This is a genomic window from Micromonospora sp. NPDC049275, assembly GCF_043197115.1.
Classification (GTDB): Bacteria; Actinomycetota; Actinomycetes; order Mycobacteriales; family Micromonosporaceae; genus Micromonospora.
Genome location: NZ_JBICSN010000001.1, coordinates 956909 through 971440 on the forward strand (window position 1 = coordinate 956909; position 14532 = coordinate 971440).

The 14532-nt window shown below is 71.3% G+C and carries 14 protein-coding genes; 10 read left to right on the forward strand and 4 right to left on the reverse strand.

The features are described from left to right. Positions 1 to 626: 626 nt before the first annotated feature. From rpmH to ACGFIE_RS04535, 9 genes are all read left to right on the forward strand, one after another. Complete coding sequence (gene rpmH / locus ACGFIE_RS04495; RefSeq protein WP_007453904.1) at positions 627 to 764, forward strand: 50S ribosomal protein L34; 138 nt, start codon at positions 627 to 629, stop codon at positions 762 to 764. 34 nt (positions 765 to 798) lie between these two features. Then, positions 799 to 1215 (forward strand): ribonuclease P protein component, encoded by a 417-nt coding sequence (rnpA, locus tag ACGFIE_RS04500; RefSeq protein WP_393290892.1) that lies wholly within the window; start codon positions 799 to 801, stop codon positions 1213 to 1215. Next, positions 1212 to 1505, forward strand: coding sequence for a membrane protein insertion efficiency factor YidD (gene yidD, locus ACGFIE_RS04505; RefSeq protein WP_007453899.1), 294 nt, complete (start codon positions 1212 to 1214; stop codon positions 1503 to 1505). Before rnpA ends, yidD begins: the two co-directional genes overlap by 4 nt. Continuing rightward, positions 1502 to 2494, forward strand: a complete 993-nt coding sequence (gene yidC, locus ACGFIE_RS04510) for a membrane protein insertase YidC (protein ID WP_363680821.1) — start codon at positions 1502 to 1504, stop codon at positions 2492 to 2494. Before yidD ends, yidC begins: the two co-directional genes overlap by 4 nt. 279 nt (positions 2495 to 2773) lie before the next feature. Then, the gene (locus ACGFIE_RS04515) at positions 2774 to 3328 is read left to right on the forward strand and encodes a protein jag (RefSeq protein ID WP_393291291.1); all 555 of its coding nucleotides are present in this window, start codon (positions 2774 to 2776) and stop codon (positions 3326 to 3328) included. Positions 3329 to 3578: 250 nt separating this feature from the next. Beyond that, positions 3579 to 4277 carry a 16S rRNA (guanine(527)-N(7))-methyltransferase RsmG gene (gene rsmG, locus ACGFIE_RS04520; RefSeq protein WP_393291293.1) on the forward strand — a complete coding sequence of 233 codons (699 nt, stop codon included), beginning with the start codon at positions 3579 to 3581 and terminating at the stop codon, positions 4275 to 4277. A 253-nt stretch (positions 4278 to 4530) separates the two neighbouring features. Further along, positions 4531 to 5850, forward strand: coding sequence for an AAA family ATPase (locus ACGFIE_RS04525; RefSeq protein WP_393290894.1), 1320 nt, complete (start codon positions 4531 to 4533; stop codon positions 5848 to 5850). Positions 5851 to 5877: 27 nt separating this feature from the next. After that, positions 5878 to 6906: a ParB/RepB/Spo0J family partition protein gene (locus tag ACGFIE_RS04530; RefSeq protein WP_393290896.1), complete on the forward strand. Its 1029-nt coding sequence runs from the start codon at positions 5878 to 5880 to the stop codon at positions 6904 to 6906. Between the two features lie 1373 nt (positions 6907 to 8279). Further along, a complete protein-coding gene (locus ACGFIE_RS04535) occupies positions 8280 to 9422 on the forward strand; it encodes a hypothetical protein (RefSeq protein ID WP_393290898.1) in 1143 nt (380 codons plus the stop codon). Positions 9423 to 9568: 146 nt separating this feature from the next. Here the strand turns inward: ACGFIE_RS04535 and ACGFIE_RS04540 are convergent, their stop codons facing one another. Both ACGFIE_RS04540 and ACGFIE_RS04545 read right to left on the reverse strand, forming a co-directional pair. After that, positions 9569 to 10570, reverse strand: coding sequence for a D-alanine--D-alanine ligase (locus tag ACGFIE_RS04540; RefSeq protein WP_363680811.1), 1002 nt, complete (start codon positions 10568 to 10570; stop codon positions 9569 to 9571). 7 nt (positions 10571 to 10577) lie between these two features. Then, positions 10578 to 11891, reverse strand: coding sequence for a PLP-dependent aminotransferase family protein (locus tag ACGFIE_RS04545; protein WP_393290900.1), 1314 nt, complete (start codon positions 11889 to 11891; stop codon positions 10578 to 10580). Positions 11892 to 12175: 284 nt separating this feature from the next. On the opposite strand from ACGFIE_RS04545, the gene ACGFIE_RS04550 reads away from it, so the two are divergent. Then, entirely contained in the window at positions 12176 to 12841 is a 666-nt protein-coding gene (locus ACGFIE_RS04550; RefSeq protein ID WP_007453878.1) for a hypothetical protein, read from the forward strand. Between the two features lie 4 nt (positions 12842 to 12845). Here the strand turns inward: ACGFIE_RS04550 and ACGFIE_RS04555 are convergent, their stop codons facing one another. Both ACGFIE_RS04555 and trxA read right to left on the reverse strand, forming a co-directional pair. Then, positions 12846 to 14009 (reverse strand): N-acetylmuramoyl-L-alanine amidase, encoded by a 1164-nt coding sequence (locus ACGFIE_RS04555; protein ID WP_363680807.1) that lies wholly within the window; start codon positions 14007 to 14009, stop codon positions 12846 to 12848. 170 nt (positions 14010 to 14179) lie between these two features. Next, positions 14180 to 14503: a thioredoxin gene (gene trxA, locus ACGFIE_RS04560; RefSeq protein ID WP_007453873.1), complete on the reverse strand. Its 324-nt coding sequence runs from the start codon at positions 14501 to 14503 to the stop codon at positions 14180 to 14182. Between the last annotated feature and the right edge of the window lie 29 nt (positions 14504 to 14532).

Below are 14532 nucleotides of genomic sequence, written 5' to 3' on the forward strand. Positions count from 1 at the left end.
GTGCCACCCCCTCGCCTCTGCTCCCGGCCGCCGCTGTCTGCCAGCCGGCCGTCCCGGGCCCGCCGCGTGCGCGGGTGGAACATCACCCACCCGGACAGCTGACCAACGGTCGTCCACAGGTTATCCACAGCCTGTGTACCGAACGATTGTGGCCGCCCGCCGGGCGCGGGTGGGACCTGCCCCCTGCCTGGACGTGCGCTGAAGCGGGTTCACCGTGCCGAACGATTCACCGGCGTGTCCGGTCTTGCCTGCGCGCGACGACCGGAGCTTCCGACGCTCACCGCAATCGGGCACGGTAACAGCGTTGTCCCTGCCCCATCAACCGGCGACGCGGCAACGGCCTTGTCGGCATCAGCGAAAACCGCCGCTTCGGTCCCGGGCGCGTCCCGATGTCCCCCGCTGTGGGTGTTTGACGGTCATTGCACCCCTGCGTAGGCTGGAGCGGCTGCTCTCTCGTCCTCTGCTAGGGTGATGGGTGCTTGCTGTCCGCGGTCGCATCCCCGCACCGCCGAGGTTCGGCTCCGCAGGGCAGCACCGATCGGTGGCCACCGTCGAGGTGGCCTGGACCACCCCACGACCCCGGCGATCCCGTCGCGCGGGGCGCGTACGAAAACGGAGAGCCTGACGTGAGCAAGCGCACCTACCAGCCGAACAACCGCCGGCGCGCGAAGACCCACGGCTTCCGGCTGCGCATGCGCACCCGTGCCGGCCGTGCCATCCTCTCGAGCCGCCGCGCCAAGGGTCGCACCACCCTGTCGGCCTGAGCCGACCGGGCCGGTCCGGGGGACGTGGGCAGTCGTGCTGGCCGCCGCACAGCGACTGCGGCGTAGCGCTGACTTCGCCGCAGCGGTTCGCGGTGGCCGACGCGTCGGCCGAGGCGCGGTCGTGGTTCACCTGACCATGCCGTCGGCCACCGGAGCCAGCACAACGACCTCGCCGGAGCCGGCGCGGCACACCGTTGCGGAGCAGCCCTCCGTTCCGGCCCGCGCCGGCTTCGTCGTATCCAAGGCCGTCGGCAACGCGGTGGTCCGCAACCGGGTCCGGCGTCGACTGCGGGCACTGGTCCGGGAGCGTCTGGACGCGCTGCCCGCAGGCAGCACCCTTGTCGTCCGGGCGCTGCCGGCGGCGGCCGAGGCGTCGTACCCCCGGCTCTCCGCGGACCTGGACTCCGCCATCGCGGTTGCCCGGTCACCCCGGGAGAGGCGGTCCCGGTGAGCACCGACCCGACCGCCACGCGCCCGACGTCAACCGGTGCCAGGGTGCTGATCGCGCCCATCATCGCGTACCGTCGGTGGATAAGTCCGGCACTGCCGGCTCGCTGTCGGTTCTACCCGTCGTGCAGTGCGTACGCCCAGGAGGCGGTGGCCCGGCACGGCGCGCTCCGGGGAGCCGCGCTTGCGGTCCGGCGGCTGTTGCGCTGCCACCCCTTCCACCCTGGTGGACATGACCCGGTGCCGGAGCCGGGCGGTCGCCGCCGTGCCGATGTGACTGGAGCACCGAATTGAGTCTCGACTGGATCTACTACGCGATTTCGTGGATCCTGCTGACCTGGCACTCCGCCTGGGACGCCATCGGGGTGCCCGTCGACGCGGTGATCGGCACCAACTTCGCCTGGATCCTGGCCATCGTCTTCCTGGTGGTCTCCGTCCGGGTGATCCTGTTCCCGGTCTTCGTCAAGCAGATCAAGTCCCAGCGGGCGATGCAGGCACTGCAGCCCAAGGTCAAGGAGCTGCAGGAGAAGCACAAGGGTGACCGGGAGACGCTCCAGAAGGAGATGATGGAGCTCTATCGGAAGGAAAAGGCCAACCCGCTCATGGGCTGCCTTCCGATGTTCCTCCAGATCCCCGTGTTCCTCGGCCTCTTCCACGTGCTGCGCCGCCTCGACCCGTTCAAGCCGGAAGACAAGAAGACGATCTACGGCTGGACCGTCGACCAGTTCAACAGCGCCTCGAACGCCAAGCTCTTCACCGCTCCGCTCTCCGGCAAGTTCGGATCCACCGCGGAGGATCTGGCCCGCCTCGGCGCCAACGGCACGACGGTCAAGGTCATCGCCGGTGTCCTGGTCCTGGTGATGATCGCGACCACCTACCTGACCAGCCGTCAGATGATCCTCAAGACCGGTTGGGCGGAGGACCCGCAGCAGCGGATGATCCAGCGACTGATGCTCTACGGCATCCCCGCGTCGCTGTTGATCTCCGGCTCGATCTTCCCGATCGGCGTGATCATCTACTGGGTCACGAACAACCTCTTCACGCTCGCCCAGCAGCAGTGGGTGCTTCGGAAGTTCCCGCCGCCGGTGACCGCCAAGAAGGCCACCGCCCCGGCGGCCACCCGGAGCCCGGTGCAGCCCGCCAAGTCGGGCGGTCTGTTCGGGCGTGGCAAGGCCGCCCCCGCGGTCCCGGTCAAGGCGACCGCGCCGAAGGTGGCAGGCCCGAAGCCGGGTGCCAAGCCGACCAACCCGAAGAAGAGCCCTCCGGCCAAGCGGCAGGGCTGATCCCCGTAGGGCCGTCGTCGGGAGTACCGGCGGCGGCCCGCCCCCGCACCGCGCAGCCGCCGTACGGTCGGCGCCGGGCGGAACCGACCGCGCACGACGCGGTCACGGGCGACACTGCCCGTACAGACGTGCCCGTGGGCACCGGCGACCTCCCGCCGGCCCCGGGAAACCAGCGGACCCGACGGTCCGCCGAGCGAGTACGGAGATGAGACCGTGACCGAGACCAGCATCCCCCGCGCCCAGCAGTCCCTGGACGAGGAGGAGACCGCGACGCTCGCGGTGGACGGCGACGACACCGAGGCCGACGAGACCGAGGTCGACGGCGACGACACCGAGGCCGCCACCGGTGGTCGTGAGAAGAAGGCCGTGGGCGAGGGCGACCTGTTCCGGCAATCCGAGATCGCGGCCGACTACGTCGAAGGGCTGCTCGACATCCTCGACTACGACGGCGACATCGACGAGCTGGTCGCCGGCGGCCGTCCGGTGGTCGAGGTGGTCGGCGCCCGACTGCAGAACCTGGTCGGCCAGCGCGGCGCCACCCTGGAGGCGCTGCAGGAGCTGACCCGGCTCGCCGTCTTCCGGCAGACCGGTACGCCGAGTCGCCTGCTGCTCGACGTCGGCGGCTACCGGGCGAACCGTCGCAAGGAACTCGCCGCCGTCGCCAAGAACGCCGTCGAGAAGGTGAAGGAGTACGGCGAGCCGGTGCGCCTGGAGGCGATGTCCGCTTTCGAGCGCAAGTGCGTCCACGACGTCGTCAACGCCATGTCCGGCGTGGAGAGCGAGTCGGAGGGCGTCGAGCCGAACCGGCGCATCGTCGTGCGGCCGGCGGACTGACCGGGTGACCCACGACGACGCCGCGGCTGATGCCGTGACCGGCCCGGGCGGTACGCCGTCCGGGCCGTCCGCTGTCCGGCACACCACCTCGGGCTCCGACAACGACCCGACGGGGTACGACGGCAGCCCGTCCTCAGCTTCCCCCGCCGACGGCTCACCGTCACCGGCTGCCCCGTCCGACGGCTCACCGTCACCGGCTGCCCCGTCCGACGGCACACCGTCGCCGTCGGACGCCGCGCTGCCGCCCGAGCTGGCCCCGGCGGCACTGACTCTCTTCGGCGACCGGCTCGACCTGGCCGCCGCGTACGCCGAGATCCTGGCCACCGACGGCGTGATCCGGGGTCTGATCGGTCCGCGCGAGGCGCCCCGGATCTGGGACCGTCACCTCCTCAACTGCGCCGCGGTGATCGAGCGCATTCCGACCGGCGCGAATGTGCTCGACGTGGGCTCCGGCGCCGGCCTGCCCGGTCTGGTGCTGGCCATCGCGCGTCCCGACCTGACGGTCACCCTCATCGAACCGTTGGCGCGGCGTACGTCGTTCCTGATCGAGGTCGTGGAACGGCTCGGCCTGACCAGGTCGGTACGCGTGTTCCGCGGCCGCGCCGACGAGGCCGCCAGCGGATCGAGTGGCCGGGAACCGATCAGCGGCGACGTGGTGACGGCCCGCGCGGTCGCACCGCTGGACCGGCTGGCGACCTGGTGTCTTCCGCTCGCCGTACGGGGCGGGCGGCTGCTGGCGCTCAAGGGATCGTCCGCCGCCGCGGAGATCGAGGAGCACGCCGATGTGGTGGCGCGGCTCGGTGGCGGTGAGGCCGCCGTACGCCTCTGTGGTGTCGGGGTGATCGACCCGCCCGCGACCGTTGTGGAGATCGTCCGCGAGCGGATGGTCGGCCCGGCCCGACCGGCTGCTGCCAAGCGCTCCCGTGGCGGGCGGGCCCGCCGCCGCTGACCAACGCGATCGGGCGTCCGGTCGGAGGGTTGCCTCGTTGTACCGGTACGGATGGACGAGGGAATGAGAACCCGACGTGGACCGGCCGCGCCCGTCCGCCGTAGGCTGACCGCGCGTCGATAATGTGGAGCGGCCGACGGACGTCGCGGACTCCGACCGCTCCCGAGGGGCCGTACGCTCCGGGGTGCGAGCGCGGGTGTGGCCAAGTTGACCGGGGCGCGGACCGACCATCCGAAGCGGGCAGGGATGACAGGTGCATGACGACGGCAGGTACGACGATCCACGCGTGACCGGGTCAACCAGCGAGCCCGTTTCACGTGAAACCGACTACCCAAGCTGGTCGCCCGGTGCCACCGGCGCGTCCATCCACCCGGCGGACACCGATCCGCCGGCAGCGCGGGACGAACCGGCGGTTCACCTCGCCGGGTCGGAGGCACCCGAGTCGACGGCTGGTCGTCGCGCATCGGACGTACCGAGTCGGCCCGTCAACGTCGCCGAGGTGCGGCACACGCTCGGTCGGCGGAACACGGCCGCGGCGGTTCGCTTCGAGCCGGCAGTACCGCACCAGCCGACCGCCGCGGCGGCACGCGACACCGTGCCGGTGGTCCCGGACGCACCGGTTGCGTCGACCGAGTCGCTGGCCGCAGTCGCGGCCGACCCCACGTACGTTTCACGTGAAACCCCGACGCGCGAAGAGGATGACCCACCGTTGGCTATGGAGGCGATGCGCGCCGTGCAGATCCTGAATCCCAGTGGCGAGGTGACCATGCCTCGACCGGACCGGACCCGGGTCATGTGCGTCGCCAACCAGAAGGGTGGCGTGGGTAAGACCACGACCACTGTCAACCTCGCAGTGGCTCTCGCCCTGCATGGCAACCGGGTGCTCGTGGTCGATCTCGACCCGCAGGGCAACGCCTCGACCGGGCTGAACGTGCCGCACCACACAGGCATCCCCGACGTCTACGACTGCCTGATCAACAGTGTGCCGCTCTCCGAGGTGGCGCAGGCGGTCGAGGGCATCCCCAATCTGTGGTGCGTGCCGGCCACCATCGACCTCGCCGGCGCGGAGATCGAGCTGGTGTCGGTGGTGGCGCGGGAGTCGCGCCTCGACCGCGCGATCGCCGCCTACCCGGGCCAGTTCGACTACGTCTTCATCGACTGCCCGCCCTCGCTCGGCCTGCTCACGGTCAACGCTCTGGTCGCCGCGCAGGAGGTGCTGATCCCGATCCAGTGCGAGTACTACGCCCTGGAGGGGCTCAACCAGCTGATCAACAACATCAACCTGGTGCGACAGCACCTCAACCCGAAGCTCGACGTCTCCACCATCCTGCTCACGATGTACGACAGGCGTACCCGCCTGGCGGACGCAGTCGAGCAGGACGTCCGGAACCACTTCGGCGACAAGGTCCTCCAGGCGGTCATCCCCCGCAACGTGCGGGTGTCCGAGGCGCCCAGCTACGGGCAGTCGGTGATGACCTACGATCCCGGTTCGCGGGGCGCAACGAGTTACTTCGAGGCTGCCCAGGAGATCGCCGAGCGGGGCGTCAAGGAGCCGGTGGGCCGGAATGCGTAGTGGGGACAAGTCGCTGGGAGGCGTGGCATGAAGAACCGTCCTCGGGGCGGTCTGGGACGGGGCCTGGGGGCGCTCATCCCGACCGGGCCGGTGCCGGGTGCCGCCGGCACCATGACGGCCGAGCCGGAGAACGGGCACGCCGACGTCGACGATGACGGCGCGACGACCGGAGCCGTGTCGACGGCTCCCGTCGTACCGCCCGTCCATCAGTCCGAGCCCACGCTCAGTCCCGTGCCGGGTGCCCGGTTCGCGGAGATCCCGGTCGACGCGATCGTGCCGAACCCGAAGCAGCCCCGTCAGGTGTTCGACGAGGAGGCACTGGAGGAGTTGAAGACCTCTATCCAGGAGGTCGGTTTCCTTCAGCCGATCGTCGTGCGCCAGCTCGACGACGAGAAGTACGAACTGGTGATGGGCGAGCGCCGGTGGAGGGCCGCCCAGGCGGTGGGCCGGGAGAACATCCCGGCGATCGTCCGAGACACCCGCGATGACGCGATGCTCCGCGATGCGCTGCTGGAGAACATCCATCGGGCCAACCTGAACCCGTTGGAAGAGGCAGCCGCATACCAGCAGCTGCTGGAGGAGTTCGGCGCCACTCACGAGGAGTTGGCTCGCCGGATCGGCCGCAGCCGGCCGCAGATCTCCAACACGATCCGCCTCCTGAACCTGCCGGCCCAGGTGCAGCGCCGGGTCGCTGCGGGCATTCTGTCGGCGGGTCACGCCCGTGCGCTGCTGAGTCTCGACGACTCTGAGGCCCAGGAGCAGTTGGCGCTGCGGATCGTGGCCGAAGGGCTGTCGGTGCGGGCGACCGAGGAGATCGTTGCTCTCACCCTGAACGACGGCCCGGCGAAGGGTCAGGCCGCCAAGCGGCGCCCGAAGCCCCACGCGCCCGCCCTGTCGGATCTCGCCGATCGGTTGTCGGACCGCTTCGATACCCGGGTGAAGGTGGACATCGGCCGGAGCAAGGGCAAGATCACGATCGAGTTCGCCACGGTGGACGACCTGGAGCGCATCGTCGGCATCATCGGCGTGCAGCAGGAGGAAGGGACCGAGGACTGACCTCCCCGTCTCCCTTAGCGGTCGCGCCTCCCCTCGGGAGGCGCGACCGTTCCGCATCCGCCCGCCCTTCACGGCACCGCCCGCGTTTCACGTGAAACGGCACCCCCGGCTCAGCACGTCAGGGCCCCCCGCCTGTTCTCGGCTGGCCGGTCTCCGGCCTCATGTGCCAGGCCGAGCCGCACGTCCCACCCGACGGCGGGTGGATGAGCGGGTGCCGGTTCGCTGGTGGCCGATGGGCGTTCGGCAGGGTGGGATAGCCGACGCCTCGAAACGACGCCGGGATCTAACCGGAAGGTCGACGCCTTCGCGGTGCAGCGGCGAGATCTGGCCGGGATGGTCGACGCCCTGGCGGTCCGACGCCTACCCCCTGGGCCGAAATGGCGACGCCTCCGTGGCGGGTGCCGAGATCCAGCCCAGTCGGCCAGGGCTGTGGCGGGTGCCGAGATCCAGCCAGGTCGGCCAGGGCTGTGGCGGTCCTGCGCCGAGGCTGTGGGGGTCGACCGGCCGGGAACTCCGAGCGCCGGCCACCCAGCGGCGGGGCTTGATCGCGAAAGTCGCCGAGTACGGGAGTACGCAGGGCAGCGGGAGTGGTCGCGTAAGTGAGGGTGGAAGGCGCGCAGCCAGTGAGTGCCAGGCCATGCAGGGCCGGCACGGGTCGACCGGTCCAGAGCCGGCGAGCCCCGGTTGTGCGAAGCCAGCGAGGGTTCGACCGCGCAGAGTCTGCGTTGGCGACGTGCAGTCGACGAGGGCTGGGCGTGCGGAACCGGGGCCCGCTCGCCGCAGAGACTAGACGAGGCCCTGCGGAGCGCGGCATCGGCCAGCGAGACGGACGGCGGGGCGATGACCTACCTTGAGCGCCGAGGGCGCTCGCAGAGCGTTTAGGTCGACCCGAGGCACCCTTCTTCGTCTCCGAGCCGGTAGCGACCCGCTGAGGGGGCGCACGGGATGCCTGCTCCTCAGCCTGGAAGGGCGATCCGTCGCGGAACCTGATTCGGCGCCGTTTCACGTGAAACGGCGACCTCGCGGTAAAGGCCGCCGGCACACCAGCCAGGGGGCGCCCCTGTCGCTCGCGAGGCCCTCGGGGCCCTCGGCCCAACACCTCGACCGAGCGGATCGGCGGCAACGACTGAGGGGCCGAAAAGTTATCCACACCCGTTGTCCACAGGCACCCCCAGTTTCACGTGAAACCCCGCGTAAAAGCGGGTGCCAGCCTGTGGATGACGGCCTGTGTTCGTGTTCTCGGCAGCCTGTGGATATCGCTCTGGCGGGCGGCGGTGACGAGATCCGCGATCGACGACGAACGCTGATCTGGATGGCTGAGACCGATCGAACAGGTAGGGACAGCGGTGCCAGACTCGGTTAGGGTCAGCCTCGTGCACGACACCCCTCCCTCAGTCCCGGACTTCACCCAATGGCCCTCGTTTCCTTTCGAGGGTGACCTCCGCGTGAAGCAGCTCGACGACCCGGTCCCGGTCGAACCGCCACGCAAGGGCGAGGGCCTCCGGGAATGCACCGCCTGCAACGCGCCCGACGACGCCTATATCTGGGTGGGAGAGCGGTGGCGGGTTCGCGCCATGGACCGGCCGACCGGCCTGCCGATGGTGCTCATCCTGGAATCGCGGACCCACCTCGACCTGGGTGACCTGCCGAACCTGCTCGCCGCCGAGCTGGGCGTGATGACGGTACGTCTGGAGCGGGCCATCAGGTCGCTGGACGGTGTGGCGCGGGTGCACGTCAACCGCTGGGGCGACGGCTCCGCCCACCTGCACATGTGGTTCCTCGCTCGACCGTACGGCCGGCTTCAGTTGCGAGGGACGTTCCTGTCCCTGTGGGACTCGATCCTGCCGCCGATCTCCGAGGAGCAGTGGCGGGAAAATCTCGCACTCGTCGCTGCCTGGCTCGCCGAGTTCGGTGGCCGGCCGCTGGCCGAGCCGCCCCGGATCCAGTGGCAGGCGCCGTCGAGCCTGCTGGCCCAGTCCGCCGCAGCGGCGGCGCACGCTGCGGCAGCTGCCCAGGAGGAGGCCGTGTCGGTCATCGAGGCGGCCGAGGAGATCCCGGAGCCAGCAGTCGAGGGCGTCGTCGGCACCGACCCCGCCGGCCTGGACGCGGCCGACCTGGATGCCGTCGACCTGGATGCCGCAGGCCCCGACGCCGCCGACTCGGACGCGCCCGACTCGGACGCTGCTGGCCCCGACGCCGCCGGCCTGGACGCCGCGGGCCCCGACGTTCCGGACGGGGACGCCGACGGCCGCCCCAGGACCCCGGCAGGGGACACCGATCCAGCAGCCACGCCCTCCGGTGGCCTCGGTGAGTCGGCAACCGACGCCATGTCGGCCTCCACTGCGTCGACGCGTTCCGACGCTCCGGCAGCAGAGCCCGTCGCCACCTCCGCACCGGAAGACACCGGCGACCCGGCAGACGACAAACCCGGCCCGGTCATCCCGTCTCCCCGCAGCGCCCCCACCATCGCCACCGAGGAGGGGCGCACCCCGCCCGACGTACGCGCGCCGCGCTGACCGTCGGCCGGTTGGGGAGAGGCCCGCACGTACGGCATCCGCCGTATGTGCGGCGGGCCGGCCGGTGGAGGGGGCGACACGGCGTCGAGGTGGCCGGCCGCGGCCGAGTCCAGGCCGGCAAACGGCCCTGGACGGGGTAGTGAGGGTCAGGCCGTGAGGCGGGCGGCGGCCCGGGTGACCAGCGAGCCGAGGAGGCGGCCGAAGTCCAGGCCGGCGGCCTGGACGGCCAGCGGCAGCAGCGACGTCTCCGTCATGCCGGGCGAGACGTTGACCTCCAGCACGTGCGGCTGGCCGGCGGCGTCCACGATCACGTCGACCCGGGACAGGTCCCGCAGGCCGAGCGCGGTGTGTGCCGCGAGTGCCACGTCGGCCACCGAGGCGGCCACACCCGGCTCCAGCCGGGCCGGAGCGTGCCACGTGGTCCGACCGGCGGTGTAGCGGGCGGCGTAGTCGTACACGCCGTTGCGCGGCACGATCTCCACCGGCGGCAGAGCCTGCGGGCCGTCTCCGAGGTCGATCACGGAGACCGCCACGTCGATGCCGGGCACGTACCGCTCCACCAGGGCTGTCGAGTCGTACGCGAAGCAGCCGACCATCGCGGCCGGAAGTGACGCGGCGTCCCGGACCACCGCGGCGCCCAGACCCGAGCCGCCCTGCGCCGGCTTGACCATGAGCGGAAGGCCGAGCCGGTCGGCGATCCGGTCCAGCACGGCGACCGCGCCCAGTTCGGAGAAGCGATCGTGCGGCAGGGCCACCCAGTCCGGAGTGGGAATGCCCGCCTCGCGGAGCACCGCCTTCGCGGAGGGCTTGTCCCAGGCGAGCCGGGAGGCTCGGGCGTCACAGCCGACGTACGGGATGCCGCACAGGTCCAGCACGCCCCGCAGCGAGCCGTCCTCGCCGGTGGCACCGTGCAGGGCGATGACTACCGCGTCCGGCGGGTCGGCTGCGAGGGCGGGCAGGAGTGCCACGTCGGCATCCCGCAGCTCGGCCTCGACGCCGACGGCACGCAGAGCGTCGAGCACCCGGCGACCGGAGCGCAGCGACACATCCCGTTCGTAGGAGAGCCCGCCGGCGAGCACCAGCACACGCAGATCGGCCGCGACTGCGGAATCGGTCACGGAGAAGCGCTCGGCAGCGGTCGTACCCATGCCGGCATCATGCCAAGTCGGGACCCGGCACGTCGGAGCCGGGCCGGCCCCGTCGCCCGGCGGCACCGCCCACGGCGCCGAAGACGCGGCGCGTCGCGATCTCCTGCTCCATGACGCCGGCCAGTCGGCGGACGCCTTCGCGGATCCGCTCCGGGGGCGGGAAGCTGAAGTTCAGCCGCATGGCGCCGGTGCCCGTGCCGTCGGCGTAGAAGCCGGTGCCGGGCACGTAGGCGACCCGGGCGGCGATGGCCCGCGGCATCATGGCCTTCGAGTCGAGCCCGTCCGGCAGGGTCGCCCAGACGAAGAGGCCGCCGGCCGGCCTGGTCCAGGTGGTGCCCTCGGGCATCAGATCGGCCAGCGCGTCGAGCAGCGCGTCGCGACGCTCGCGGTAGACCTCGCGGTAGACCTTGAGCTGTTGCCGCCACGGCATGGTGCCGAGGTAGGTGGCCACGGCGGCCTGCGCGAAACCGCTGGGGCAGAGGATCTGCGCCTCGCTGGCGATGACCAGCTTGTCGCGGACCGCGTGGGGCGCCAGGATCCAGCCGACCCGCAGGCCCGGGGCGAACGTCTTGGAGAAGGTGCTGAGGTAGAAGACGCCTTCGCGCCGCCGGGCCCGCAGCGGGGCCGGGGCCTCACCCTCGAAACCCAGCTGGCCGTACGGGTCGTCCTCGATCACGAGCAGGCCGGCGCGTTCGCAGATGTCGAGGACTCGTTCCCGGCGCTCCTCGCTGAGCGTCACGCCGGCGGGGTTCTGGTACGTGGGAATGGTGTAGAGGAACTTGACCCGTCGGCCGGCTCGGGCGAGGTCGGCGATGGCCGTCTCCAACGCCTCGGGGATCAGCCCGTCGGCGTCCATCGGGACGTGCACCACCTGCGCCTGAGCGGCCTGGAACACCCCGAGCGCGCCAACATAGGTAGGGCCCTCGGCGAGCACCACGTCGCCGGGGTCGAGGAAGAGTCGGGCCACCAGGTCGAGCGCCTGCTGCCCGCCCACCGTGACCACCACGTCCTCGGGTGAGGCACCGCATGCGGCGTCGATCCCGGAGAGCGACATCACCTCGCAGATCCGCTCGCGCAGCTCCAGGGTGCCCTGCCCGATGCCGTACTGCAGGGTCGTCACACCGTGCTCGGAGCCGAGCCGACCGAGCATCTCGCCGACCGCGTCGAGCGGCAGCGCGGCGATGTACGGAGCGCCACCGGCGAGGGAGACGACCTCGGGGCGACTGGCCACCGCGAAGAGTGCTCGGATCTCGGAGGCAGTCATCCCGCGTACCCGCCGGGCGTACCGGTCGGTGTAGTCGTCGAGTGTCGTGCCGGTCATGACCTCACCTCGATCGCTGCTCGGGTGGCTCCCGCCCCGGGTACCCCGCACGCTCGTGACCATGGCGGCGGCACACCGATTGTCGATCCTAGTCGCCCAAGGGCAGGCTGCCGCCGTACCGGAACGGATCGACCACATGCCGGACCGTCCCCGGTGTGGTGGGCATTCGCGCGTCCCCTCCCGTACGGCCGATCGGCGGCGTACGATCGCTCGTCGGGGGCAGGCAGGCGGCACTGTCGTTCCATGCCGGCCTCACGACCGAGCCTATTGTGGGGAAGCGCCATATGTCGCGACGTCTGGTCAGCCTGACCCTCGACACGCTCGAAGACCTTCCGCGCCCCTGCCGCCAGTGTGTCTACTGGGAGCTGGATCCGGTCTCCGCCGACCGGGCCTGCGCCGCCGGTGACCCCGGGCTGGAGAAGGAGGCGTGGGTCTCCCAGACCCTGCTGGAGTGGGGCTCCTGCGGCAAGCTCGCGTACGTCGACGGCATGCCGGCGGGCTTCGTGATGTACGCGCCGCCCGCCTACGTTCCCCGCTCGATGGCCTTTCCGACGTCGCCGGTCTCCGCGGACGCCGCCCTGTTGATGACCGCGAACGTGGTCGCGGCGTTCTCCGGCGGCGGGTTGGGCCGGATGTTGGTGCAGGGCGTCGCCCGGGACCTGACGAAGCGGGGGATCAAGGCGATCGAGGCGTTCGGCGACGCCAAGTTCGGTGACGCGGACGACCCCGCCGGTGGGTGTGTGGCACCGGCCGACTTCTTCCTCTCCGTCGGCTTCAAAACGGTACGTCCGCACCCTCGGTTTCCCCGGCTGCGCCTGGAACTGCGCACCGCGCTGAGCTGGAAGTCCGACGTCGAGTACGCGCTGGAGAAGCTGCTCGGGTCGATGAGCCCGGAAACCCTGCTGCGGCCCGTCCGTCCCGCCCCGGCCACCCGCTCCACCGGCGGCTGAGTCGTCAGTCGACCACCGTGCCGGCGGTGACCACCGCCCGCAGTGCGCTGACGTCGAGCGAGCCGGTCGGCACGTCCCGTTCGATCGGGTAGTACATCCGCTGCACCGCGGCCACGATCGCCTCCACCACCCGGTCCCGGAACCGGGGGTCGACGAGCCGGGCGCGGTCCACGGGCGAGGTGAGGTAGCCGACCTCGACGCGGACCGCCGGCATCCGCGTCAGCCGCAGCAGGTCCCACGCCTTGGCGTGGGTACGGCAGTCCCGCAGTCCAGTGCGCGCCACGATCTCCCGCTGCACCAGCCCGGCCAGTCGCTCACCGGTGGCCGAGGTGACCCCGTTGTCGGTTCCGTAGTGGTAGGTCGCCACCCCTTCCGCGTCCGGGTTGGCGTGCCCGTCCAGGTGCAGCGAGATGAACACGTCGGCGCCGAGTGAGTTCGCCAGCAGCGCCCGATCGGTGTCCGGCAGACACTTGTCGGGCGCCGGACCGCGGGTGAGCTGAACCCGCACCCCGGACGCGGCGAGCCGCCCCTCCAGCCGGCTCGCCAGGTCGTGGACGAGGTCCGCCTCCGTCCAGCGCAGCGGCCCGTCCGGCACCACCATCCCCGGGTCGGTGCCGCCGTGCCCGGGGTCGATGACCACCGTCTTGCCGACCAGCGCCGGCCCGGACTGGCGGATCGCGTCGGACTCACGAAGCCACTGGGGGCGACCGCCGACGACCTTGCGACCGATCCGACGCAGCGCGTCCATCGTGTGCGGCCCACAGGAGCCGTCGGGGGTGAGCCCGACCTCGCGCTGGAACTGGGCCACCGCACGGGAGGTCCGGATGCCGTAGATGGCGTCGGCGCGGCCGACGTCGTACCCCATCTCCAGCAGGCGTTCCTGCAGCGACCGGACGTCCTCGCCGGTGAGCGGCTCGGGGATCGCGTGGTAGAGGGTGCGGGCGCCGAGCCGCCAGCGGGCGGCGTCCAACGCGCCCCAGGTCTCGGAGCCGACCCGGCCGTCCACGCTGAGCCCACGGGACTGCTGGAACGCCCGGACCGCGCGTTCGGTGTCCCTGTCGAACTCGTCGGCGTGCGAACCGGCGGCGGCGAGCAGGTCGAGGCCGGTGAGGATGGTGCGGATCTCGGTGACCGCGGGTCCCCGGTCTCCGGCTCGGATCGGACGCACGCACGACCCCCTCTGCACGAGTCTGGCTGGCCGGGCGGCCCCGGCTTGAGGTTATGCGCTCCGGGGCGGTCAGGTGGCTCGGCCTGGAAAAACTCCGCTCGCGTCGGCCGGGGAGACAGCGAACCCCGCACCCGACGAGCGGGTACGGGGTTCGGTGGTGTTTCTGCGGATCAGAGGGCCGACTCGATGAGCCGGACCAGCTCGCCCTTCGGCTTGGCACCGGCGATCGACTGCACGGGCTGGCCGTTCTTGAAGACGGTGAGGGTCGGCACCGACATCACCCGGTAGGCCCGGGCGGTCTCCGGGTTCTCGTCGATGTTGAGCTTGACGATGGTGACCTGGTCGCCCATCTCGCCGGCGATCTCCTCGAGCAGCGGCGACACCTTGCGGCACGGCCCGCACCACTCGGCCCAGAAGTCCACCAGCACCGGCTTGTCGGCCTGCAGCACGTCAGCGACGAAACTCGCGTCCGTGACCGCCTTGGTATTTCCCACTATTGCCCCTCCTCCGGGATGTGTTTCCT

Bases quoted from the DNA above. Each gene is read 5' to 3' on its own strand.
- ACGFIE_RS04530 (WP_393290896.1), top strand. From the start codon at position 5,878: ATGAAGAACCGTCCTCGGGGCGGTCTGGGACGGGGCCTGGGGGCGCTC.
- ACGFIE_RS04540 (WP_363680811.1), bottom strand. From the start codon at position 10,570: ATGGGTACGACCGCTGCCGAGCGCTTCTCCGTGACCGATTCCGCAGTC.
- ACGFIE_RS04545 (WP_393290900.1), bottom strand. From the start codon at position 11,891: ATGACCGGCACGACACTCGACGACTACACCGACCGGTACGCCCGGCGG.
- ACGFIE_RS04550 (WP_007453878.1), top strand. From the start codon at position 12,176: ATGTCGCGACGTCTGGTCAGCCTGACCCTCGACACGCTCGAAGACCTT.